General features: G+C 57.7%; 22 protein-coding genes and 1 pseudogene. 8 read left to right on the top strand and 15 right to left on the bottom strand.

The features are described 5' to 3' along the window. Positions 1-4: 4 nt before the first annotated feature. From MA07_RS20640 to MA07_RS20610, 7 genes are all read right to left on the bottom strand, one after another. The gene (locus tag MA07_RS20640; RefSeq protein WP_052003384.1) at positions 5-1,561 is read right to left on the bottom strand and encodes an FGGY family carbohydrate kinase; all 1,557 of its coding nucleotides are present in this window, start codon (positions 1,559-1,561) and stop codon (positions 5-7) included. Beyond that, on the bottom strand, positions 1,554-2,594 hold the full coding sequence (locus tag MA07_RS20635; protein ID WP_036356140.1) for a zinc-dependent dehydrogenase: 1,041 nt from the start codon (positions 2,592-2,594) through the stop codon (positions 1,554-1,556). Before MA07_RS20635 ends, MA07_RS20640 begins: the two co-directional genes overlap by 8 nt. Continuing rightward, positions 2,591-3,415 carry a 2-amino-3,7-dideoxy-D-threo-hept-6-ulosonate synthase gene (locus MA07_RS20630; RefSeq protein WP_036356137.1) on the bottom strand — a complete coding sequence of 275 codons (825 nt, stop codon included), beginning with the start codon at positions 3,413-3,415 and terminating at the stop codon, positions 2,591-2,593. The genes MA07_RS20635 and MA07_RS20630 overlap by 4 nt, the downstream gene beginning before the upstream one ends. A gap of 108 nt (positions 3,416-3,523) precedes the next feature. Further along, entirely contained in the window at positions 3,524-4,504 is a 981-nt protein-coding gene (locus MA07_RS20625; RefSeq protein WP_036356133.1) for a D-2-hydroxyacid dehydrogenase, read from the bottom strand. Positions 4,505-4,651: 147 nt separating this feature from the next. Then, positions 4,652-5,932, bottom strand: coding sequence for a TRAP transporter large permease (locus MA07_RS20620; RefSeq protein ID WP_036356130.1), 1,281 nt, complete (start codon positions 5,930-5,932; stop codon positions 4,652-4,654). Continuing rightward, a complete protein-coding gene (locus MA07_RS20615; protein ID WP_036356128.1) occupies positions 5,929-6,483 on the bottom strand; it encodes a TRAP transporter small permease in 555 nt (184 codons plus the stop codon). Before MA07_RS20615 ends, MA07_RS20620 begins: the two co-directional genes overlap by 4 nt. Positions 6,484-6,552: 69 nt before the next feature. Then, positions 6,553-7,548, bottom strand: a complete 996-nt coding sequence (locus MA07_RS20610; RefSeq protein ID WP_036356125.1) for a DctP family TRAP transporter solute-binding subunit — start codon at positions 7,546-7,548, stop codon at positions 6,553-6,555. Positions 7,549-7,863: 315 nt separating this feature from the next. Here MA07_RS20610 and pgi point away from each other — a divergent pair, with 315 nt between their 5' ends. Together pgi and MA07_RS20600 are read left to right on the top strand one after the other, a co-directional pair. Further along, positions 7,864-9,513: a glucose-6-phosphate isomerase gene (pgi, locus tag MA07_RS20605; protein ID WP_036356342.1), complete on the top strand. Its 1,650-nt coding sequence runs from the start codon at positions 7,864-7,866 to the stop codon at positions 9,511-9,513. 146 nt (positions 9,514-9,659) lie between these two features. Next, complete coding sequence (locus MA07_RS20600) at positions 9,660-10,910, top strand: glycerate kinase (RefSeq protein ID WP_036356122.1); 1,251 nt, start codon at positions 9,660-9,662, stop codon at positions 10,908-10,910. A gap of 181 nt (positions 10,911-11,091) precedes the next feature. On the opposite strand, the gene MA07_RS29140 is transcribed toward MA07_RS20600, so the two are convergent. Then, on the bottom strand, positions 11,092-11,991 hold the full coding sequence (locus MA07_RS29140) for a LysR family transcriptional regulator (protein ID WP_081929089.1): 900 nt from the start codon (positions 11,989-11,991) through the stop codon (positions 11,092-11,094). A gap of 123 nt (positions 11,992-12,114) precedes the next feature. Between MA07_RS29140 and MA07_RS20595 the strand changes: the two genes are divergently transcribed. The 5 genes from MA07_RS20595 to MA07_RS29135 are packed head-to-tail and all read left to right on the top strand — an operon-like array spanning position 12,115 to position 16,695. Then, the gene (locus MA07_RS20595) at positions 12,115-13,266 is read left to right on the top strand and encodes a mandelate racemase/muconate lactonizing enzyme family protein (RefSeq protein ID WP_036356121.1); all 1,152 of its coding nucleotides are present in this window, start codon (positions 12,115-12,117) and stop codon (positions 13,264-13,266) included. Between the two features lie 38 nt (positions 13,267-13,304). Beyond that, positions 13,305-14,285: a TRAP transporter substrate-binding protein gene (locus MA07_RS20590; protein WP_036356119.1), complete on the top strand. Its 981-nt coding sequence runs from the start codon at positions 13,305-13,307 to the stop codon at positions 14,283-14,285. After that, positions 14,282-14,803: a TRAP transporter small permease subunit gene (locus MA07_RS20585; RefSeq protein WP_036356117.1), complete on the top strand. Its 522-nt coding sequence runs from the start codon at positions 14,282-14,284 to the stop codon at positions 14,801-14,803. Before MA07_RS20590 ends, MA07_RS20585 begins: the two co-directional genes overlap by 4 nt. 9 nt (positions 14,804-14,812) lie before the next feature. Next, the gene (locus tag MA07_RS20580) at positions 14,813-16,093 is read left to right on the top strand and encodes a TRAP transporter large permease (protein WP_036356114.1); all 1,281 of its coding nucleotides are present in this window, start codon (positions 14,813-14,815) and stop codon (positions 16,091-16,093) included. Between the two features lie 32 nt (positions 16,094-16,125). After that, positions 16,126-16,695 (top strand): hypothetical protein, encoded by a 570-nt coding sequence (locus tag MA07_RS29135; protein WP_348270415.1) that lies wholly within the window; start codon positions 16,126-16,128, stop codon positions 16,693-16,695. On the opposite strand, the gene MA07_RS29130 is transcribed toward MA07_RS29135, so the two are convergent. After that, a protein-coding gene (locus MA07_RS29130) for an IS630 family transposase (protein WP_152568954.1) occupies positions 16,667-17,613 on the bottom strand; the annotation gives its coding sequence in 2 pieces (ribosomal slippage) (positions 16,667-17,272 and positions 17,275-17,613; 945 coding nt in all). The genes MA07_RS29135 and MA07_RS29130 overlap by 29 nt on opposite strands. 73 nt (positions 17,614-17,686) lie before the next feature. Here MA07_RS29130 and MA07_RS29125 point away from each other — a divergent pair. Then, positions 17,687-18,202 (top strand): annotated as a pseudogene (locus MA07_RS29125) (NAD(P)-dependent oxidoreductase); the annotation flags it as partial. Positions 18,203-18,412: 210 nt separating this feature from the next. Here MA07_RS29125 and MA07_RS20560 read toward each other — a convergent pair. From MA07_RS20560 to MA07_RS20535, 6 genes are all read right to left on the bottom strand, one after another. Beyond that, on the bottom strand, positions 18,413-19,207 hold the full coding sequence (locus MA07_RS20560) for a putative hydro-lyase (protein WP_036356110.1): 795 nt from the start codon (positions 19,205-19,207) through the stop codon (positions 18,413-18,415). A 27-nt stretch (positions 19,208-19,234) separates the two neighbouring features. Beyond that, a complete protein-coding gene (locus MA07_RS20555; RefSeq protein WP_036356108.1) occupies positions 19,235-20,590 on the bottom strand; it encodes an amidase in 1,356 nt (451 codons plus the stop codon). Between the two features lie 39 nt (positions 20,591-20,629). Further along, a complete protein-coding gene (locus tag MA07_RS20550; protein WP_036356105.1) occupies positions 20,630-21,313 on the bottom strand; it encodes a DUF2848 domain-containing protein in 684 nt (227 codons plus the stop codon). A gap of 47 nt (positions 21,314-21,360) precedes the next feature. Continuing rightward, entirely contained in the window at positions 21,361-22,644 is a 1,284-nt protein-coding gene (locus MA07_RS20545; RefSeq protein WP_036356102.1) for a TRAP transporter large permease, read from the bottom strand. A gap of 6 nt (positions 22,645-22,650) precedes the next feature. Continuing rightward, positions 22,651-23,262, bottom strand: coding sequence for a TRAP transporter small permease (locus MA07_RS20540; RefSeq protein WP_036356099.1), 612 nt, complete (start codon positions 23,260-23,262; stop codon positions 22,651-22,653). Positions 23,263-23,373: 111 nt separating this feature from the next. Continuing rightward, entirely contained in the window at positions 23,374-24,423 is a 1,050-nt protein-coding gene (locus tag MA07_RS20535) for a TRAP transporter substrate-binding protein (RefSeq protein WP_036356096.1), read from the bottom strand. Positions 24,424-24,519: the final 96 nt, after the last annotated feature.

Below are 24,519 nucleotides of genomic sequence, written 5' to 3'. Positions count from 1 at the left end.
CCTTTTACCCAGTGGCTCGCACCCCAAGCCGGGGCCGTGCCTCTTCATCCGCGTACGGGCCAGAACTACGATCTGCGAGAGCATGCATCAAGTCGCACAGTTGCGGGTAAGCTGCGTCAAAGATCGTGAACATGCGGTTGTAGGTCTCGATCGTCCGTTGGGACCCGGGCCTGATCGCTGTTGCGTTGGCCGAGATTAACGGAAGCTCCCTATCATCACTGCCCGTGAACAGCCCTGCCGCTATGGCACCAAGCAGGCCCGCTCCCAGTGCCGCAGCATCAGGCATATCAGACATGATATAGTCGAGCTTCAGGACGTCCGCCTTCATCTGCCCCCAGAACTTGTTCCGCGCTCCGCCGCCCACACTGAGCATGCGCTCCGGGCGCTTGCCCCATTTGGCGGAACCCCGCTCCAGAATCTGCCGAAGGCCGAACGTCGTGCCCTCAAAGACGGCGCGGACCATATCCTGTCGGCTGTGTCGGAGGAGAAGCCCGAGCCAGCTGCCGCTCGCCTCTGCATCCCAGATGGGGCTCCGCTCGCCGGCAAGGTAGGGCAGGAACAAGAGACCGTTGGCTCCTGGAACCGACTCCTGCGCCAAGCGCTCCAGCTCGGCAAGAGTCTTGAGCTCTGGCCAGACCTTGTTGTTGAGCCACCCGAACGCACCGCCCAGCGTCGACATTGCCCCGTGGGCGAGCCAGCGGCCGGGCACGATATGATGGCGATGCAGGAATGACGGCTCGAAGTCCGGACGGTCAAGGCAGAAGGTAATGACCCCGGACGTGCCAACGGACTCGAAAACCTCGCCGCTGTCCATTAGGCCAACCGCAAAGGAAGCCGCTGCCGTGTCGGCAGCGCCGAGCGCTACGGGGATGCCGGCCGGAACTCCAGTCAGGATGGAGGCTTCATCCGTCACTCGACCGATCATATCGGTACAGCCACTGATTTCTGGCAGGATAGCCGCATCGAGTCCCCACCTAGCTAGGAGGTCGCGACTCCACGACGGCTCGGGATCAGCAATACGCATCAGACCCGAGTAAGACGCTTGGGTCGGCTCGATGCCGTCCTGGCCACTTAGCCGGCGAGCCAGGAAACCGTTAAGCATGGTAACCCGCCGCACTTTTGCCCAGGCACCCGGTTCATTCTCACGGACCCAGGCCAGGTTGGCTGCCCAGCAGGTAGACGTGCTAGCCCGGTTGCCGGTCTGCTGCACATCTGCTTCAGCGTCGGCACCAACCACCATTTCAAGACCTGCTTGGGCCCGGCCATCGAGGTAAAGGATGCCCGGCCGTATTGCCTGACCCTCCTCGTCGAGAAGGATGGTCGTCGGGCAAGTTGTGGCAAGCCCAATCGAGCTTATCGTAGGGACGCGGGTGGCAACCTCCCGTATAGCATCGGCGGTGGCCGCCCAATAGCGGTCGAGGTCGATTTCGGCCCAGAGCGGATAAGGTGTGACCACGGGAACCGCTCGGTGTGCCTTCGCAACCAAGCGGCCTTCGCGCGTGAAGGCACAAACCTTGATCCCGCTCGTTCCAGCATCGACCCCGAGGAAGGCTTCAGTCATTGCGGATTGCCACCTTAAGCGCCCGCCCACTCTCTGCCTCCTTCAGCGCCTCGACAGCATCTGCCAATCCGAAGCGATGGGTGACAAGCGAGTTGGCATCGATGAGCCCGCCTGCGAGCAGGTTGAGAGCCGTCTCATAATCTTGCCGACGCAGCGCGCTGGCTCCGGTCACGACGATCTCGTTGTAGTGCACGAGATTGACGTCGAACGTCGCCATGTCACCCGCCGAGAACCCCGCGAAGAGATTGACGCGGCCACCTTTGCGCACCAGCTTCAGCGCCTCGTTAGCAAGCGCCGGAACGCCGATGGCTAGGATCGCCACATCCGCGCCGAGACCGTCAGTCACCCCGCGGATTACCCCTGCCAAATCCTCCTTGGTCGGATCGCAGGCGATGTCAACGCCGCGCTCGAGGGCAGCCTCGCGGCGCATCTGGTTGGGCTCGCTGACGATGACCAGGCGTGCCCCGGCCCGACGCGCAAGCGCCGCATGCATGAGTCCGATCGGCCCTGCCCCGAGGATGACCACCACGTCACCGAGTTCAACGCCGACATTGCGCAAACCATTGATGCAGCACGCCAGAGGTTCCGCCAAAGCCGCCGCCTCGAACGGCATCCCCTGCGGGATACGGACTGCGTTGCCGGACTCAAGCGCCAGCGCGGGCACCCTCAGGTACTCGGCATAAGCCCCATCGAACTCGTATCCGATGGCCTGACGATTCTGGCAGACATTCTCCCGGCCGGTTTTGCAATAGGCGCATTTGCGGCAGGGAATGACAGGATTAACCGACACCGGATCACCGCAGGAGAACTGCGAGACGCCTGCCCCTACCTCGACGACCTCGCCCGCGAACTCGTGGCCGAGAACGGACGGGAAGCGGACGCCCTTGGTTTTGCGGCCACGCAAGATGCGGATATCTGTCCCGCACACGGTTGCGGCCCTCACCTTCAGGATCAGCTCACCGGGTCCGGCGGACGGGGTTGCGACATCCTGCAAGACGATGTCGTCGGGAGCGCGAAGAACTGCTGCCTTCATTTCTGGAGATCCTTCTCTTCTTCAAGGGCGCGCTCGTAAACTTTGAGAGCTCCTTCGACGCTGGCGTCATCGTGCATCAAAGCGGACAAGGATTTGATAACGGCGGAGGTATGCGGGTGAGACCACACGAAGCGGCCATAGGTAACGCCGCGCATACCAACATCGAGTGCCTGGCGGGTCATGCGCAAATAGTCCTCCAGAGTCTCGCCCATCTCGCCACCAGCCAGAGCCACGATGGACGGGCAGGCATCCACCACCGAGCGGAAGCTCTCGGCTGAACCAGACCACATGGTTTTGATGATGTCGACGCCAAGCTCGGCGCCAGCGCGCACCGCGTAGGCCAACACCTCAGCGTCGTGCTGATCCTTGATCAGAGCGCCCTTCGGATAGATGTGCGCGACAAGCGGCATGCCGGCCGACGCTGCTTCCTTGGAGATCTTGCCAAGGAATGTCAGCTGCTGGGCCTGATCGGGACCGCCGACGATGCAGCCCACCGAAATAGCGTCAGCGCCAAAGCGCACCGCTTCCTCCACATCCGCAACGGGCGTGTCGTACGTCGGATGGTACTGCACGGAATAGGCACTAGCCTTCAAGATGATTGAGGCTTGGCCGGCATAGGGTGCGAACACCTTCTCGGCGATGCCCTTGTGCATGGTGATACCGTCAGGCTTGCCGGCTACAACCTTGCGCATAACAGAGCGGATATCCACGAGTCCGGGCATCATCCCGCGGGTGATCGGATGGTCAACCGTGATGGCGAGCATGCGGCCAGACTTGGGATTCACGATCCGGTTCAGACGAACTTCTTTCCCGAGAAACATAGAGGCTCCTTAATGCAGGTCGGATGTTGCCGACGAAACTGGGATTAGATTTGGTTATACCAATTAAAGCCGAAGTACAAGCACAAACATCAATTGGTTGTACCAATTTTACGTTACTAGGTTCCTTGGGCTGCCGGCCCGAAACAGCTCGATGTTCTCAAACAGCTGGTCCGTGAGCCCCTGGACAGCCTCGCTGCTCGCCCAAGCCACGTGCGGCGTAAGGATGAAGTCGGGCCGTTCCAGCAGGCGCATGAATGGGTGATCCGCAGCTGGCGGTTCCGCCGTGACTACATCAAAGGCGGCGCCGGAGATTTGTCCGGCTGTGAGCGCATCCGCCAGGGCAGCCTCGTCCACCAGCCCTCCGCGGGCCGTGTTGATGAGCAGGGGCCGGCGCTCCATAAGGGCGAATTCCGGAGCGGCGATCATGTTGCGGGTCGATGGCATCAGCGGAGAGTGCAGCGTGATGACATCGCTCTGGCGGAGCACATTCTCGAAAGGGGTGTAGAGCGGACCCATGCCGGTTGAGCTCTTGTAGGCGGAGAACAGCACTCGCATGCCGAAGCCGCGGGCGATGTCGGCGACGGCTTGACCAAGCACGCCATCGCCGATGATACCGAGGGTCGAGCCGGCGAGATCGCGGATTGGATAGTCGAAGAAGCAGAACTGACCCGCCTCCTGCCATCGGCCTCGGCGAACAGCATCCGCATAGGCTAGGATGCTGCGCCGCAGGGCGAGGATCAGCGCAAAAGTGTGTTCGGGCACAGTGTTCACCGCATAATTGCGGATGTTGCACACGGAAATGCCGCGTTCCTGGCAGGCTGCGACGTCGACGACGTCGTACCCGGTGGCCGCAACAGCGACGAGCTTGAGCCTAGGTGCCTGCGCGATGGCATCGCGTCTTACCGATGCCTTGTTGGTGATGACGATATCAGCATCAGCAATGCGCGTGCCTACATCGCCCGGAGCGGTCTTGCCATAGGTGATAAGCTCATGGGGGAAAGATAGCGTCCGCAGCTGTGCTTCTGGAGAGAGCGTCTCTCGATCGAGGAACACAATGCGAGCCGGCGCATCGGGCAGAGATTCAGTCATACGACACCACTTTCTGCGAGTCGGTTGTGGCGATCTATGCGCGGCATGTGAGGTCTGGATCCGCCTCGACAAACCGGCTTCCACCGTCGCCAGGAAATGCAAAGGGCCCGATGTTGATACACCCTGCCCTTTCTTGACTTGTTGCCGTCAATAAAGCCCGAGGAGCCTGATCGGCCCCAGAGTCAAAACTGGGAACAGGACCAGCGCTAGGATCGCGGCGGTCAGGATCCCAACCGGGATCATAGATCCGCGGATAACGTCCTCAATCCGCATTTTCGCCACTTGAGCCACAGCGAAGAGACAGACACCCACCGGCGGCGTGACAAGGCCAAGCGTGAGGGTGATCACGGTTACGATCAAAAAGTGCATCGGGTCGATGCCCATTTTCAGTGCCGGAGGTAGCAGCACCGGTATCAAGATGAACATGGCTGCAATCGCATCCATGAACATCCCAACCACGATGAGGAACAGGAAGATCAGGAACAGCGCCATGGTCGGGCCGGTGCTGATGCTGCCTAGCAAATTAGCGACCTGGACTGGCAGGCCGTCGAAGGCGAACACCCAGGCAGCGAGCTTCGCGGTCGCGGCAATGAAAAGAATCGTCCCAGAGGCCCGGGCCGTCTCGACCAGGATATTCCATATCTCTGCTGGAGGAATTGAGCGATAAACGATGACCGACAGAAACATCGTATAGAGCACCGCGATGGCGGCGGCTTCCGTCGGCGTGAAGAAGCCATTGACGATACCGCCGAGCAGGATGACCGGTGTCAGCATCGGCAGGATAGCGCGAAGCCCAGTCGTCACGACCAAGCGGAGATTGAACGGAGTCGGTGGATTATAGCCGTAGCGCACAGCGTAGAAATGGTTGAACACCATGAACACGAAGGCGATGAACAGGCCTGGGATCAGGCCAGCCACCAGCAGCGTGCCGATGGAGACGTTTGCGATCGAGCCTGCGATCACGACCAGGATAGATGGCGGGATGATGGAGGACAGCGTCGAGGTGACGAGCGTCATTCCGACCGCGTAACTCTTGGGAAAGCCATGCCGCTCCATAGCTTTGATCTCGATCGCGCCGACAGACGCGATGTCGGCAACAGATGATCCGGAGATGCCGCCGAAGATCACGGAGGAAACCACGTTTACGTGGCCGAGGCCGCCGGGCATCCAGCCCACCATCGCCTCGGCGAAGTCGAAGATGCGCTCGGCCACACGCCCCCGCTCCATGAAGTGCCCGACCAGGATGAAGAGTGGCACGGCCACAAGCAGGAAGGAGTTCATCGCCGAGAACATACTCTGCGAGAGGAGATCGATCGGGGTGGACGTGAACATCATGATGACCGCCACGCTAGCCAGGCCGAGCGCCACTGCCAAAGGAACGCCAAGGGCGGACAGCCCTAGAAAGAGAAGAAGAAGCGCAATGCTCACGGCGTATGTCCTTTCGAAACAAAGACATCAGGCTCGTCGAGGTCGACCCGCGGCGCGCCAACCTCCGGAAGCGCAATGAGATCGCGCTTTGTCTTCAGGGACTCAACGATGGCCAAGATGGCTAGAATTGCCGAGATGGGCATGATGAGACCGATCACCCACATTGGGATGGCGAGCGTTGCCGCCTCTTCGCTCATCATGATCTGCTGGCGGACGAGGCTAAGGCCAGTCCACCCCATGATGCCGAAGAATAGAACGGATGAGACCACATAAATTGGCACCGCCAATCGCCGGAACAGTCTTGGCGCTGCAGCGATGAACACCATAACCCGGGCACTTTCAACGGTGCGGAACCCTGCGGCGAGGCCCAGGAAAACCATCCAGACAAAGAGAAAGCGAGTGGCCTCCTCAGACCAGGAGACTGGCTGCCCGATCAAGCGGCCCACGATCTGCACGACCACGACGATCAGAATTCCGGCTGCCGTGGCGCCGGCTGCGAAGTCGGCAGTGAGCTTGACGAACCGGCCGAGCAAAGACGGTTGTTGAGCCATGGGGCTTTACCTCCCAGATGAATCCTGGCCGCAGGATCGCGACCAGGATGCCCTGTAGGACTTGTTTTACTACTTGCCGACGGCCGCGATGGTGCGGTCGAAGAAGGTCTGATCCTTCACGAGCTTGGCGAAGGTCGGAAACAGCTCCTTGGCGACGTCCGCGAAAGCCTTCTGTTGCTCAGGGGTCAAGCGGTCGACCTTCATGCCCTTCTCGGTGAGCGCTGCGATTGACTTGCCCTCGTCTGCGGCGTCGTTTTCCACCTTCCAGGCCTCGGCCTCAACAGCCGCTTCTTTGATAGACTTCTTCTGGTCTTCAGGGAGTGCGTTGTACTTAGCAGGGTTGATCCCCAGCACCCAACCATCCGCCATATGGTTCGTCATGGTGGCGAAGGACTGCACTTCGTAGAACTTAGCCGTAACCGGGATGTTGATCGGGTTTTCCTGGCCGTCGATGACCTTCAGCTGCAGGGCATTGTAAACCTCTGCAAACGCCATTGGGGTCGGGGCAGCGCCCATCTTCTTAAAGAACTCAACCCAGAGCGGATTGTTGGGTACGCGAAACTTCATGCCGGCCAGATCCTGCGGACTGGTGATCGGCTTGCGCGAATTGGTCATCTGGCGGAACGGACGCGGCCACAGGCCAAGGCCTTGAATACCAATCTTGTTAAGGTCGGCGATCAGCTCCTGGCCCAGCGGTCCGGACAGGTATGTGCGGAGCTGCGCCGTATCGGTGAAGAGGTACGGAACTGAAATCGCCGTGAACTTCGGGTTGAAGTTGGCATAGAGCGACGTCGAGAGCAGCAGCATGTCGAGCGAGCCACCTGAAAGCTGCTTCACTGCAGCTGAGGGATCGCCGCCATACAGCTGGCCATTTGGGAACACCTTGATCGTGACCTTACCGCCTGTCTTCTGCGACACCAGCTCGGCGAACTTGTTAGCCGCAAGAGTAATTTCAGAATTATCCGGATCAGGCGTTGAGAGAGTAAAATTGGTCTGAGCACTCGCTGCCGTCGCAGCAATCATTACAGCGGCTGTGGCCAAGCCACGAATCATCGACTTCAGCATTCTTGTCTCCTCCATGAAAACGTTACGATGTTCTTATTGGTTATACCAAAAAGTTAGCCGAACGCTTAGCGGATGGCAAGCGTTGTCTAAATTGGCATAACCAATTATCTCTCACGATCATGATTGAGGAAAATGTTCTGACCTCTTCTGCTAAGCGTGGCGGGACTCAAAGGCGTTGGGGCAAGTCCAGCAGATCTGACGTGACGGTTGAAAGCTTGACTTACAGGTAAAGGCGTAAAGTTGCGCTTGCCCGGTCGTATTTGGAGAGCGAAGCTGGATTACCCGAGCATTTCTCATAGACAGGGCTCCGACGCGATGAAGACAATCACGGACTTCCCGGCTTGGCACGCGCTTCAGGCGCATTCTGATAGCATACGCAATCTTCATCTGCGTGATCTGTTCTCCCAAGACCCGAAGCGTTTCCAACACTTCTCACTACGGATTGATGATCTTCTGCTCGACTACTCCAAGCACCGGATCACAGCCAAAACCATGACACTTCTGCTCGACTTGGCCAGGGTCGGGGATGTGGAGGGCTGGCGCGATAGGATGTTCGCGGGGGAGAAGATTAACAGTACCGAGAATCGAGCCGTGCTGCACGTCGCGTTGCGCAACCGCGCAGAACGACCGATCCTTGTCGATGGCATCGACGTCATGCCGGAGATCGCGGCTGTGCTGGAAAAGATGCGTCTGTTCTCAGAGCGGGTCCGAAGCGGCGCTTGGCGCGGGTCGACGGAGGAGGTCATCACAGACGTAGTCAATATCGGCATCGGTGGCTCCGACCTCGGCTCTGTCATGGCTTGCGAGGCGCTGAAGCCGTACCAGCGACCGGACCTGAGGCCGCATTTCGTGTCTAATGTCGACGCGGCTCATCTCACTCACACCCTCGCTCGTCTCAACCCTGCGCACACGCTGTTCATTGTGGCATCAAAAACCTTCACGACGCAGGAGACAATGACGAACGCTGCTAGCGCGCGGTCCTGGCTAACCAACGCCTTGGGCGAGGACGCGGTCGCGAAACACTTCGTCGCCATCTCGACCGATGCTGCCGAGGTGGCGCGGTTTGGCATCGATACGACGAACATGTTCGAGTTCTGGGACTGGGTTGGCGGACGCTACAGCCTTTGGTCCGCTGTCGGCCTGCCGATCATGTTGGCCGTCGGGTTTGAGCGCTTCACCGAACTGCTTGAGGGCGCCCATGAAATGGACGAGCACTTCCGCAGTGCTCCCCTTGAGCAGAATATGCCCGTGATCATGGGCCTACTTGGCGTCTGGTACCGCAATTTCTTGGGCGCCTCGACCCTCGCCCTGCTGCCTTACGACCAGCACCTCGTTCGGTTTGCCGCCTACTTCCAGCAGGGCGATATGGAGAGCAATGGCAAGTCCGTGCGCCGAGACGGCACGCGGGTGGACTATGACACGGGCCCGATCATCTGGGGTGAGCCGGGCACAAATGGTCAACACGCATTCTTTCAGCTTCTCCACCAAGGCACGGGGCTGATACCAGCCGACTTTCTCGCTGCGGCCGAGAGCCAGACGCCCTTGGCAGATCATCATGAAAAGCTGCTCGCGAACTTCTTGGCGCAGACTGAGGCCCTCGCGTTTGGCAAGACGGCAGATGAAGTCCGAGCCGAGCTTCAGAAACAAGGCCTAACGGGTGAGGCCTTGGATGCCCTCGTGCCGCATAGAGTGTTCGATGGAAACCGGCCTACGACCTCAATCCTTTACCACAAGCTGACGCCTCGCCGTCTCGGCTCCCTGATTGCGCTTTACGAGCACAAGATTTTCGTCCAGGGCATCATCTGGGGCATCAACAGCTATGATCAGTGGGGTGTTGAACTCGGCAAGGAACTCGCATCACGGATCCTGCCGGAGCTCCAAAGCCAGGAGACAGCGACAGGGCATGATAGCTCGACGACCGGCCTGATCAACCACATCCAGCATCTTCGCAGGCTTACGGATTAGGCTCGAATCTGCTAGGCCCAAATGTCATCAACGCACTACCCACCATCGATGCTTTCACTAGCATCCCAATCTGCCGGCTCACATAAGACAGGTCAGGCAGCCCGCATTTTACCTCTCCACAAACAAACTCTGTCACGAGGTCAGTAATGCCGAACGATGCTGAAATTTTGCGGGCTCTGTTTGATGCGGCGCTGAACGCAGCTCTCCCAGAGGGAAAGTTCGATGGTTGGCTGCCGCCGAAACCACAGGGACGAACTATCGTCCTAGGCGCAGGAAAGGCCTCTGCGCGCATGGCAAGAGCTTTTGAGGAAGCTTGGACACGAGCGGGCGGAACCTGCGAAGGACTCGTGGTCACACGCTATGGCCATGCGGCGCCAACCCGCTTTGTTGAGATCGTCGAAGCCTCGCATCCGGTTCCGGATGAGGCAGGCCTGAACGCAGCGCGCCGAATCCTGGCTCTCGCACAGCAGACTGGCCCGGATGATCTCGTCATCTGTCTCATGTCCGGCGGGGCTTCGGCACTCCTGTCGTTGCCGGCTGAAGGGGTGACGCTGGCCGACAAACAGAATCTCAACCGTGCCTTGCTGAAATCCGGCGCACCCATCGGGGAGATGAACTTGGTGCGCAAGTCGCTCTCCGCAATCAAGGGCGGGCGGCTCGCGGCGGCAGCCGGCAAGGCGCAGCTCGTCACCTATCTGATCTCGGACGTTCCAGGCGACGATCCAAGCAGCATCGGGTCCGGCCCAACGATCCCCGAGCGAGTCGACCCGAATCTCGCTCTGGCCGTCCTGCGCAAGTACGGCATCGAAATACCTGACCATGTCCTCCAGGCCATCAAGGCCAATGTGGTCGACGGAACTCCTGCGGGCGGCGCCCTGCATATGCTCGCAACTCCGAAGATGGCGCTCGATGCCGCTGCAGCGAGGGCGCGTGAATTCGGTCTTGAACCCCTAATCCTCGGGGACGCAATCGAAGGCGAGGCGCGGGAAGTGGGGCGCGTCATGGCTGGAATTGCCCAGTCGGCCCGCAGGCATGGAGACCCGGTCAGAGCTCCCGGCGTCCTGCTGTCGGGTGGCGAGACCACTGTTACTGTGCGAGGCCAGGGGCGCGGTGGGCGCAATGCGGAATTTCTGTTATCTCTCGCGCTGGAGTTGAAAGGCGAAGCGACCATTTCCGCCATCGCCTGCGACACCGATGGCATCGATGGCTCGGAAGACAACGCGGGAGCATGGTTCGATCCGATGCTGCATGAGTGCGCACGGGACAAGGGGATCGACCTTGCGGCCTATCTGGCGAGTAACGACGCCTATACAGCCTTCGCGAAACTCGACAAGCTTGTAGTCACTGGGCCGACGCTGACGAACGTGAACGACTTCCGGGGCATTCTCATCCGATGACTGCAAATTGTGATCTGCCTTCTAGTACCACTAAGCACTTGTAAGGTTTGACGTTGCTCGAAGACGCGCTAGCCGTGCGCAACCATGCATGTGCTGCTCCTCATCGATCAGAAGGAGCACCTGGAGCTCAGCCCCCCAGACAGTCGCTTGAGACCCTGGAGCAGTACTGAGCACTAGATCATCAGCGACGCAGGTAATCCATCTGCGCCAGGACTTGGTGTACAGTCTTGATAAACGCCTTGAGCGCAGCACTCTGATTATCAGTGTGGAAAGCTGCATAGACCGGAACGTCCTCGATCCGGGGCGATGCCTGAAGCACACGAACTCTCCCTGTACTGGGTCCTACCTCAACCATCTTGCTCGGAAATATAGCTGCAGCTGAACCTTTGCTCACCAGATGCGAAAGCATTGCAACACTGGAGCAGATATCTAGCCGGGCAGGCGTAATTCCAGAGCCTGCGAACCAACTCTTGACCTGCCAATAATTGATGCTCCCCTGGGGATTACAGATAATAGGTAGATCGGCCAGATCGTGAGGAGATACGGTTTCCGGCAGATCCCAACTGGTTGGAGCGACCCAACTCGTCTCTTGGACCCCGAGAGGTATCAGTGTGAAATTCTCTCGCTCTTTCGCACTCACGAGAAATGCCAAATCGAGCTTATGGTCATGCAGTTCCGGTTCAATAGAGGAACTCGTTGCAATGACGCACTCAGGCTGCAGCTCTGGGTAGTTCTTATGCAGCAGTTCCAGAATAGGGGCTAAACAGATGAACGCAAAACCTTCAGCTAGTCCTACTCGGAGGCGACCCCGCACTTGAGAGTGGCCAGCATGATTCGTGAAATCTTGAACATTATCCAATATACGTCTTGCATTTGGTAGCAGCGCTTGCCCGTCCAGCGACAGCCGGATACCACGACCAACCCGATCAAACAGTGAAAGACCAATCTCCTCCTCCAAAGCTTTGATACGGAGAGAGATCGTAGGCTGCGACAGATTCAAACGCTGAGCCGCGCTTTCAACCGAGCCCGAGGATGCAACCCAGTAAAAAGCCTCGAGCTGTGCAAACGTGACCCGACTCATTAAATTTCTCAATCATTTCGCGCCTATTATTCTAAATAGACGGCTCTTTTGCAATCAATTACGACTTCTCCTCAAGCACCAATGCCTAGGTGTGGCCCATATAAAGAGGAGGAGCTCGTTTCGATGCCGAGTTACGAGCATAGGGTCGTCAAGATTGAGGGCTTCGAGATTGCCTGCAATCTTACTTCATTCGTGGGAAACTCCCTACGTATGTTCAACAAGCGATCAGCACTGCTTGTAAGGATTACAACGGCGTCTGGCTTTGTTGGTTGGGGAGAAACCTGGGCGTTCCCTGCGGCCGCGAGCAGCTTTATCAAGTCCGTTTTGGCGCCAGATATTCTCGGTGCTGATGCCACCTCTCCACGGGCTGTACAGGCACGTCTGCTCGGGCGGATTATTCCAGACCGCCGCGGCCAAGGACACATGGCTATCAGCGCAGTCGATATTGCACTCTGGGATGCGCTCGGACAGATCACCAAGAAGCCAATCTATGCTTTGCTTGGCGGACAAATGCGTGACCGCGTTAAAGCGTACGCGAGCGGACCGTTTCTGCAAGCCGGCGAGGACCGTTATGCTGGATTCGAGCAGGAGGTCGAGCGTTTCGTGAATGCCGGCTTCCGCGCGGTGAAACTCCGTGTTGGAACAACGCTTGCTCGGGATACATGGGCAATCCGGAAGGCACGGAGCATCGTGGGTGCGGATGCCTTGTTGATGGCAGACATGAATGAAGGCTCCACAGTCCGGGAAGCCGTCCGCTTAGCGCACATAGTTGAGGATGCTAGTCTTTCATGGCTTGAGGAGCCAATCCCACACGACGACCTACCGGGATACAAGCGCTTAGCCGAGCTATTACCACTCGCTCTTGCTGGCGGGGAGTCATTCTGTGGCGTTCAATCCTTTCGAGACGTCATGTGTGCTGGCGCCCTTGACGTCGTTCAGCCCGATCTTGCGATTTGCGGTGGTCTGACCGAAGCGATGAGAGTCTCCGGATTTGCGGATGCTTTTGGAACAATGGTAGCGCCTCATGTCTGGGGCACAGGCATCAACTTTCTTGCATCCCTCCAGTTCTCGTCGGTCCTCACGCCACGATTTGGCTCAGTCCCCTCCCCGCTGTTTGAGTACGACATGGGCTACAATCCCCTACGATCGGCGATCTATGATCCCCAACCTGATCGCGATGGTATGCTAACCATTCCAGACGGGCCTGGTCTCGGGATTGAGGTTAAGGTTGAAGGTCTTTCAGAGTACATTACCGATCACTGGACGCTTGAATAGAGCAGTCAGTAATATTGCTTTTTGCAAGGGAGGAAACAATGAAAAGACGTACACTACTTGCCGCAGCCAGCATGGTTCTGATCGGAGTGTCAGGTTTAGCGCCTGCTCAAGCACAGACAACGCTCAACCTTGGCTTCATTGGTGCCGCACAAGCTCCTGAAGCAATCGCCATGCGGCAGTTTGCCGAAGAGGTAGGCGCAAAAACCGGCGGGCGCGTTACCATTCGCCTCCATGGTGGCGCTGCGCTCGGAGGAGACCGAGAGGTCGTAGAGGGTGTGCAACTTGGCACTGCTGATATGACGGTGGTCAGTTCATCCGTTGTCGCAAATTTTGTGCCCGAACTTAAAGTCTTTGACATTCCCTTCCTCTTCCGCGACTTCGACCACGCTGAGGCAGTTCTCACTGGGCCAATCGGGCAGGCCGTTCTGGACAAGATGCCGAACAACGGTCTTGTCGGCCTTGCTTTCGGCGGCATGGGGTTTCGTCAGCTCACCAACACTGCTCGCCCCGTCAAAACACCGGCAGACGTGAAGGGTATGAAGGTTCGGACGCAGCAGAATGATATGCACATTGAAGTGTGGCGAGCACTCGGTGTGCTACCAACACCCATGGCCATTCCTGAGGTGTACACCGCCCTACAGCAGGGTGTAGTAGACGGGCAAGAGAACCCCATCGGCGCAATCATTAACAATCGGTTTGGCGAAGTGCAAAAGTACATTAGCCTTACCGATCATGCTTTCACACCCTTGGTTCTGCTGATTTCCCCATCCGTCTATGAGGCCCTCAAGGATGAGGACAAGAAGATCATCAGCGAGGCTGCGAAAAGCGCCATGGCGCGCAATCGTAAGGAGGTCGAGGCTGTAGCAAAGTCTGGGCTTGACACCCTACGCAGCCAGGGAATGACGGTAGTCACCGACGTTGACAAGGCAGCTTTCAGAGCGCAACTGGGCCAGCTTTATGAGAGGTATTCCACGACGTTTGGTGCGAGCACCCTCAAGGCTATCCAGGATACAAAATGAGCCCTGCATTGCTCTATGGGCGCTCGATCTTTCTCGCGATCGAGCGCCGCATTACCCAGACAGCTGTCGCACTGGGATGCCTCGGGCTTGTTCTTGCGGCGCTCGTAGGATTCTATCAAGTCATAGCGCGGTTTGTCCTCTTCCATCCTGCGTCCTGGTCAGAACCAATGATCCAGATCGTTTTGATCTGGATGACCTACTTAGCACTCGCGGGCGCTATGCGGACTGGCACGCTAATATCGGTTGATATGCTTCTTCGCCTCAGTGCAGGGCCATTCAAGCGCATTCTCACTGCGGTCATCATGTTCGCAGTTCTAGCGTTGCTTATCGTATTGCTATGGTTCGGGTGCATACTTGTGTGGCGCGTGCGTTTCCAAACAATCGCCGGCCTTGGAATTCCTGCGTCCTGGTCTTACGCAGCTTTGCCATTGGGCTCTTTCCTATCCATTCTCGGTCTAATTGCCCACTTTATTGACCCGCCTGAGAAGACCATCGTCGAACCAGAAGCCGCTGGTTAGGAGTTTGCAATGCTCGCAGTCATGACCTTAACCATGACGGTCCTAATGATCCTCGCCGTGCCAGTGGCTGTTGCTATTGGCCTAGCAGGCATCATAGGAACCATTGGGTTCTCCAACCTCCCGCTTATTGTTGTTCCGCAACAGGCCTATATCGCACTCGATAAGTTTCCGCTCGCGGCGATACCTTTCTTCATTCTAGCTGGCAATATTATGGGTGCTGGCGGAATATCTTCGCGTTTGGTCGACTTTGTTATTAGCTTGCTAGGAAACGCACGTGCCGGATTGCCGATCTCGTGCGTCCTGGTCTGCATGGTATTTGCTGCCGTTTCTGGTTCGAGCGTTGCAACAACCTATGCTATTGGCGCGATCCTAATCCCAGCAATGGTCAGCCAAAACTATCCAGTTGGCTTCGCAGCGTCGCTTCAGGCGACTTCGGCTGAATTGGGCGTGATCATTCCGCCTTCAATTCCTATGATCCTCTATGGCGTCGCAGCGAGCGCTCCTGTTGGAGATCTTTTTATCGCCGGCTTTGGGCCCGGCATTCTCATTGCAGCTGCACTGACGCTATATGTTTGGATATGGTGTCGTCTGAAGAATCACGCCGTACCAAGTGGGTTCGAACACAAGCCGATTTTGGTAAGCGCCCGCCGTGCCACCCTTGCTCTGCTCATGCCCGTGATTATCCTTGGTGGAATTTACGGGGGAGTGTTCACCCCCACAGAAGCATCCGTGGTCGCGGTTTTCTACGCATTGCTGGTCAGTGTATTCATCTACCGCGAGTTGTCCTTTTCAGGTCTGCTCACCGTCATCAAGCGATCAACGATGGCTTCCGCCATCATCATGTTCATCATCTCGATGGCCGGGCTTTTCTCATTTGTCCTAACCCGAGCCGGGATACCTGCAATGATCGGAGACTGGGTTGTTGAGACATTTACAAGTGGCATCACGTTCCTACTAGCGGTTAATGCATTCCTCTTCGTGATCGGCATGTTTGTTGAGACGTCCGCATCGATTGTGGTACTTGCACCCATTCTTGCCCCAGTAGCTATACGCTACGGGATCGATCCCGTGCATTTTGGCATGATCATGATCGTGAATCTTGCGATGGGAATGATCACGCCACCCTTCGGCGTTAACTTGTTCGCCGCATCCGCTGTAGGGAATGTCTCGCTTGAGAAGATGATCCCCCACCTTCTCCCCTTTGTGGGTGTGATCGTCCTGTGTTTGGGGTTGGTTACCTATGTTCCTGAGATCAGCCTTGCGTTTCTTAGGCTGTTTGCTGCTCCTTAGGAGACACAATCACAACATCCTCCACTGGCACAATGATCCAATTCTTCTTGCGAGAGCGATCATTGTGTCTCGAATTTCTGCATACCACACCAACAGCGATGATCATGCGAGACCGCCCAACTATTCTTATTCCTGGTTCGCTTCCGAATGAGGCTGTTGTCAGAATTGCTGATCACTTCGAGGTGGTAAGGGTCGATAGCACTGATCCAAGGTTGATCACGGAGGAGCTCGCTCACCGCATCAGGGGCATCGGCTGCGGCGCCCAAGTGACCTCACAGTTCATCGACGCATTGCCCAACCTGGAAATCATCGCAAGTCTCGGCGTAGGGTATGACGGCATAGATGTGGAACATACCAGCAGGAAAGGTGTGACAGTTACAAATACACCTGACGTTCTCAGCGAGGAGGTCGCTGACACAGCGATAGGATTGCTCATCAATGTTGTGCGTGAGCTTCCCAAGGCTGAGGCATGGCTGCGTGATAGACGCTGGCAGAAACAGGGGCCGTATCCACCGACCTCAAGAACCCTCCGTGGGCGATCCGTCGGTATATTTGGTCTAGAGCAGATTCGATTTAGACGGGCTCATACCCGCTATTCCTGAGGTAGTTCCGGCACTCCTCCGCTGGAAAGCTGTCGAGCAGCTCTCCGATGGTAGCCCAGAGTGCCTCCTTGGTGCGTGCGCCCGCTTTGCGCAGGAGCGCCTTGAGCTTGGCGAACAGCTGCTCAATCGGATTGAGATCGGGACTATAAGGCGGCAGGTACAGCAGGCTGGCCCCGACACCTCGGATTGCCTCCTCAACGCCTGCCACCTTGTGAGCGGCCAGATTGTCGAGCACCACCACATCGGCAGGTGAGAGGGCTGGCGCCAGCATCTGCTCCACATAAGCCTTGAAGATCTCGCCCCGCATGGACCCGTCGACCACGAGCGGAGCGATGATCCCGTTCTCGCGCAGGCCCGCCACAAAGGTGGTGGTCAGCCAGTGCCCATGTGGCACCGCATCGACCACCCGCTGCCCGCGCGGCGCCCTGCCGTAGCGGCGGGTCATGTTGGTGGCCGTGCCAGTCTCGTCCAGGAACACGAAGCGGCTTGCGTCCATGAAGCGCTGCCACACCCGAAAGCGGCGGCGCTCTTGCGCTACGTCCGGCCGGTCCTGCTCGGCTGCCCGGAGTGTCTTTTTTTGTGCGTCAGGTCCATGCGCTTGAGCATCAGGTGAATGGTCGAGAGCGCCTGCACCACGATCCCGCGGGTGCGCAGTTCGGCTTGGATCTCGGCCAACGTGATGCCGGATTTGGCGTCCACCAGGGAGCGCAGCAGATCCTGATGCGGCTCGAGCACCGGGCGGAGATGGCCTCCAACCCGATCTGGCCTGGTTGAGCCGGTCTCGCGCAGCCGCCGCATGAGCTTCACGGCGGCCGAGGGACTGACCTCATAACGAGCGGCAGCCTGGCGGATGGAGCTGCCGTTCTCAACCGCACGCACGATGCGCCGGCGCAGATCCTGGGACAGCGGTGTAGTCATGGCGGGCCTCTGTGCTCACGCCCCTGACCACCATCGAGTCAGATCTTCCGATTCCGTTCAACCCCAAACCGCTCTAGGGCGCATCGGCGAATGCATTGCGCGCCGGATAGAGGCATTTGGCTTGCCTGTTAGTTATCACAATCGCCAACCTCGTAGCGACCTCCCCTATTCCTACTATGGAACACTTGCGCAATTGGCAGCGTCGGTCGATACGCTCATCGCAGTGGCGCCTGGGGGACCCTCTACTTACAAGGCAGTCAACGCAGAGGTGTTTACCGCACTGGGCAGCGACGGCATCTTTATCAACGTCGGCCGTGGAAGTACTGTCGATGAGGAGGCTCTAATAGCAGCGCTCCAGAACGGCACAATTGGCGCAGCTGGCCTCGATGTCTATGCCAACGAGCCACATGTTCCAGAAGACCTGCTCGCCCTAGATAACGTCTCGCTTTTACCACATGTTGCTGCAGCATCAGCTTACACGCGAGCCGCGGTAGCGAACTTACTGGCAGAGAACCTGATCTCCTGGTTCATCGGAGACCGCGCCTTAACACCCGTGTCGGAAACCGCGCATGTGAGGAGGCGCAATTAGGTATAGCCCAGCCGTGAGGACTTGGAGTGACTCTGGAGCGCTCTCTGGAACTCCTGGTTCTGGCTCAAGTTTGCCTAATCTATCTACTCAGGTTTCGGGTAAGGGGATAAGAGGCGGTGCCCACACCTGATAAACTCTGGTCATGCCGAGTGCTGGGCTGGAGAAGGAAAGATCGTAGACTTATAATGTAGTGTCTAAAACTCACTTACCTCAGATCACCGCAATTGAAGAATTTAGGAGATCGGTCACGAGCATATGCCCCGGCGCGTGAGTGATGCAGAATTCCGGCCGAATGTTCGCAATGACAGATTGGGGCGTGACCCCGCAGGCCCAGAAGATCGGGATTTCACCGTCGCGAATCTCGACTGGATCGCCGTAATCCGGCTTATTAATATCGGCAATCCCAATCAGCGAAGGATCACCCAGGTGCACCGGGGCACCATGAACCGAAGGGAAGCGAGACGTAATCTGTATCGCACGAATAGCATCCGCTGCCTTCAGTGGACGCATGGATACAACGAGCGGTCCTGAGAAGGGCCCCGTTGCGACCGTAGGAACGTTCGTCCGATACATCGGAACGTTGCGACCCTGCTCGATGTGGCGCACCGGCAAGCCATCAGCCAGCATGGCCTCTTCGAAAGAAAACGAGCAGCCGATCAAGAAAGCCACCAGCTTCTCGTTCCACAGGTCTCGGATGTCGACAGGCTCCGATACGAGCTCGCCATTCCGCCATACTCGGTAGCGAGGCACATCGGTGCGAATATCAATATCCCGCCCCAGTTCAGGCAATGACGGATCGCCAGTCTCGGAAACGGCAATAAGTGGGCATGGTTTGGGGTTACGCTGGCAGAACCGCAGGAAGTCGTGCGCCAGTTCCTCTGGAAGGATGGCGAGATTGGCCTGAACATGCCCTGGAGCGAGGTTTGCGGTCGGGCCAGTTAGGATACCACCGCGCGCGTCCAAGCGGGCTTGGTAGGCAGCGCCAACGTCGATCGTTACAGACATCCTTTGGTCCTTCTGCCAGTGTGTAATTTACACCTGCTTCGGTGAGAGCAGGGCTTCGACTGCCATACCAATGGCAAGAACCCTGCGATCGGAACCCGCAGGCCCAGCGATCATCAGCCCTACAGGAGCTTCGCCGAGTGCGTGGCACGGCACGGACAGAGCGGCGCCATCAAGGAAGTTGATCAACGTGGGATTACGCAGGATCAAGCCATTGGCAGCGTAGTAGACCTCGTCGCTCGCAGCGAGTTCTGCAATGGCGGGTGCGACAACAGGGACAGTTGGGAGAACCAGGGCATCGTAGCTTTCGATGCGTGCCTCCACGCCTGCTCTCCAGGTTCTGCGGGCTGCAAGCAGGTCGAGGTAGTCGGCGGCAGATATATCTTTGCCCCGCAGAATACGCGAGCCGACGCGCGGATCGTAGCGGTCGCCTGCACGACTGATCAGGTCCCGGTGCCAAGTCCACGCTTCGGCTGCAGTGAAGCCTCCTTTGGAATTGATCGCGGCAAGACTAACGAATTCTGGCACGGCGATCTCGTCAATCTGCGCACCGGCAGCCGACAGAGTTGAGAGTGCCGCTTCGAAAGCACTCGCAACGTCCCTGTCCATTCCTTCAAGCGCGAGGGTTGTAGGGACCGCGAGCCGGAGCTTGCCGATGTCAGATGGCTGCGGGAGCGGCTCCTCGTCACTAGCCATGATCGCGTCGAGGACAGCACAACACGCCACAGAGGGAGCAATGGCACCAATGGAGTCGAGGCTGAATGAAAGTGGCAGAGCCCCGGTCAGCGGCACACGCTCTGCAGTCGGCTTGAATCCTACGAGACCACATAGTGCAGCGGGTATTCGAACTGACCCGCCAGTATCCGATCCAATTCCTGCAACTGCCATTCCGTCAGTCACGGATACCGCCGCCCCTGACGAAGAGCCGCCTGGAATACGCCCGGTTGTGCGATCCCAAGGATTGCGTGGAACATCGTAGTGCGGATTGAGGCCAAGACCCGAGTAAGCGAACTCGGTCATGTTTGTGCGTCCGACAATCACTGCGCCTGCAGCCCGAAGGCGCTTGACAACGACGGCGTCCTCCGCAGCCGCTGGCTCACCGGCACGAGCGAGAGATCCCGCCATAGTGACCTCGCCGGCAACATCGAATAGGTCTTTGATTGACACTGTCAGGCCGTCGATAGCCGAGCGGACCAGACCGGCACTCCGCAGGATGTCAGAAGCTTGTGCGGCAGCACGAGCCTCATTTGTGTAAAGCTTGGTGAAAACACGCGAGCCCTCCCCATTCGGATCGGCGGCCCGGCTAAGCGCCTCCTCGGTGAGGGCCAATGACGTGGTGCTGCCGTCTAGAAGCGCTAGGTGCTGTTCTTTCACTGTCGAAATCATGTCACATCAACCATCGTAGGGGATGCATGGAACTACGGATCAAGCGATCTCCGGCAACACCTCAATGTCATAGCTGTGGCTCAAAGTACGCTCGCGACGAGGGTCGAACAATTCCATGGTGAAGGAGGGTGCGGGCCGGATGCCCCCCTTTGCCCCAACCGTTCCGCAGACCATGCCTGTACCATCCGGAAGCTCGGATTTGCCTGCAAAACCGGAGATCAGCTCAAGCGGCGCGCGGAGTGAGGCAAGCGTGCCCTCCTGATAGAGAACCCGTTCGCCATTCTCCTGAATGTAGGATCGGATAACAAGTTCATCCCAATATTCTGCAACGTCAGAATAGAGCCATGCCTCGGCAGCAACGGGCTTTGCACAGACCTGCTTCGACAGAGCAACGCTGTGGGTCTCGAGCTTACGGTCGGTATGATCAGAGGCAATGCTGACATAGAGTTCACCGCCTGCCCGAAACACAAAGGTCTCCACCTCTCCAGATGACTGGTCACCCACCACCTGAATGCGCGAGGCCTGAGTCAGCTGGTTTTCCGCGACGCGATAGTAGAGCGGAACGGAACTAGGCCTCGGCACACCGATAGCGAAGAGCTCCTCAATGTGATGCTCGATGGCATGCTGATCGCGACCAGCCCACCCGGCGACCACCAGTGAGGAAATCTCGACGTCGACTATGCGGGAACCTGAGAGGGTCTCAGCTTTGAAGGAGAGTTTCATCGTAGGGTTACCTATTGAGTTGAAAAGGTTCAGTTGCCTGTAAAGACTTAGCTGAAGACGCTTGGGAGCCAGAGCGCGAGACCTGGGAAGAACGCTAGTAACGCGAGCAGAATGAACATTGCCAATACGAACGGCAACGCACCTGTAATGACAGCGCCCATTGACCCGCCCTTACGAATACTCTGCACGACGAAGAGATTGAGTCCCACGGGTGGCGTAATCAGAGCCGCCTCGACCAAGACGATGATGACGATGCCGAGCCAGATTGGGTCATATCCAAGAGCGATCATAATTGGCGCAATGATCGGGATGGTGGTGATCATCATGGAGAGTGTTTCCATGAAGCAGCCGAGCACCAAGTAAAAGATGATGATAATTAATAGCATCAATCCGGGCGAAACTCCGAGACCCGTGATCGAGCTGGTGATTGCGTCAGTGAGACCTGTGGCCGACATAATAAAGTTCAGGAAGGCCGCGCTAATCACGATCAGCATGATCATCGCGGTGGCCTTCATCGTGCCTTCGATGGACTCGCGCAGCATCGTCAAGGTCAACCGCCGGAACCATGCTGCGAGGATAAAAGCGCCTGTCACACCGAGAGCCGCAGCTTCCGTCGGCGTGGCAAGACCGGCATAAATCGAGCCCACGACGAGAAAGAAGATCCCGAGAGGAGGTGCAAGATGGACCAGGCTCTTAAAACGCTCGCCCCAGGTGGCATGAATTTTGTGACCACCCCAGGACGGCTTCACGGTGCAGCCAACTACAATCACCAGCATGAACAAAGCAGCTAGCATAAAGCCAGGGATGATTCCCGCGAGATAGAGCCTAGGAACGGAAGAGTTGGTGAGGACGCCATAAATCACGAGATTGATCGACGGCGGAATGAGGATACCGAGGGTCCCACCTGCCGCAAGACTGCCGAGAAAGAGCGGCTCATTGTAGCCATACCGCTTGATCTGCGGGATCGCGACGGTTCCGACAGTAGCTGCGGTAGCGACGCTCGATCCAGATGTTGCCGAGAACAAGGTTGAGGCACCGATATTCGCATGCATGAGACCGCCGGGCAGCCATGATAGCCAGAGGCTCATGGCGCTATACATCCGCTCAGCGAATCCAGCCCGTAGCAAGATCTCTCCCAATAAAATGAAGAGAGGCACCGCCACCAGCAGGAATTCATTGTTCGTGCTCCAGGCCAACTCGCCAATGGCACGTGTCAGCGGCAGCATGGAATACAATGGATCCAGGATCAGACCGAGCACGCCGAGAGCAGCGCCGACAGGAATGCTCAGCCCGATTAGGACGAGCAGGAGGATGAGTGCAGTGGCAACCATATCGCCTTACCCCTTAACCATGCGCTCGCCCGCGGCGGCTTCTTCTTCGGCTTCTTCTTGGGTTGAGCGGACGCCAGCAATGGATTTAACGTCGTCAATTCTACCTGTGACGAGCGCAACAGACGCCCGCACGAGCATGAGTGCCAGCACCAGGCACATCCAGATCAGCCCCAACAGCCAGAGACCCTGCGGAATATAGAGGGGGGTTGCGAGCGGTGTGTTAGCAGCCGAATTCTGAATCCAAGAGCTGGCGGCAACGTCATAGGCATAATAGGTCAGCATCACCATGAAAACGCCGAGCGCCACCACGGAGAGCCAATCCAGCACGGCCGACAGCCGAACAGGCAGATACTGATAGAGCACGTCAACACGCACATTCGCCCGTTGGAGGGTTGCAAATGCGAATGCCCATGAAGTGCTGATTGCGAACGCATAGCTCGACAGCTCATCAGCGCCCCCCGTAGTGAAGCCAAGGAATTTACGGGCGAGAACGTCGAAAGAGATCAGCAGCACACTGCCGATGGTCAGAGCACCGCCGAACCATACGGCCCAGCGGGACATATGCTCAGCTGCGCGACTCAAGCCGCCAAGGAAAGAAGGGCGTACGGTCACCGCCATGAGAAGTACCTTGTCAGCGCAAGAGCGCGCCGCATTGGATCAGCGAAGGATCGGCCAAGAGGTGCGAAGGGACGCGCCGGTTCTGGAACCAGTCCGGCGCGCCGAACTAAATTATTTAGAGGCCGTGACGTTCAACGTCTTGCCAATCGTATCGTTGAAGCTCTTCACACAGTCAGCCGAGCAGCGTGCCGCCCACTTCGGCAGAATTGTCTCCTGAAGGACCTTCTTTAGAAGGTCACGGTCAGCAGCGCTCGGTTCAACCAGCTTCATCTTGCCCTTGACCGGCAGCGTACAGGCCGCAGCACCCGTGTTGCAGTCATAACCCTGCTTGGTCTGCTCATCGGCAGCCTTCCAGATGTCGTCCATCAATGTCTTGATGTTGGTCTGGATGAATCCCTGAACCTTCGGATCCAACTTATCCCAAGCCGCCTGATTGACGGCGTGGATCTGCTGATTCCAGTTGATCGGGAGCGCGTAGAGGTGGGTCGAGACTTCGTACCACTTGGCAGAATAGCCAGAGAGGGAGCCCGTGATGGCGCAGTCAACGACCTTGTTCTGGAGGGCGGGAACCACTTCGCCGAATGCCATGGTCACGCTCGCGCCTCCGAAAGCCTCAACGAATTCGGCCTGAGTTCGGCTGCTGGTACGAACCTTTTTGCCCTTCAGATCACCAAGGCCGTTCACTTCGGCATTGCAGAACAGAACCTGCGCGGGATAGGTGGAGATACCCAGAAGCTTTACCTTGGAGCCTTCGCCGTAGAACTTGCTGTAAACCGGCTCAAACGCCTCAGTGACTTTACGGGCAGTCTGCACATCAGGCGCAAGACCGGCCAGATCAATTGCTTCGTTGACTGGGTTGTCGCTCGCGAAGTACGAAAGCGTCGCAGTACCAAACTGGATGACACCTTGTGACATCAGGCGGAGAATTTCAGGCCCTTTGAGGCCCATCTCATTGAAGCCTTTAATCTCCGCTGTGACTTGACCGTTCGAACGCTCAGGAATGGTCTTGGTCCAGAACGGCTTTTCGAAGTCATTGTAGGCCGTGAGATTGCTCAGGCCTCCGACGATTTGGAGGTTCGTTTTCGGCAGATCCTGAGCCAGAGCTGCACCAGACAGGCTCAGCAGGGCTGCGGCTCCGAAGGTATAAATGGTTCTTTTCATGATGTGTCATCCTCTGGTTCAATCTTGAGGTTGAGCGAAAACACGTTCAGGTCGGATCAAAGCGCCTCTGTCCGCCTTCCGGCTCTAAGGATCTCT

Origin of the sequence: Microvirga sp. BSC39 (assembly GCF_000739015.1) — a bacterium.
In the GTDB taxonomy this organism is placed as follows: Bacteria; Pseudomonadota; Alphaproteobacteria; order Rhizobiales; family Beijerinckiaceae; genus Microvirga.
The sequence above is the reverse complement of the archived record's forward strand: the minus strand, read 5'-3'. Positions and strand labels throughout refer to the sequence as shown.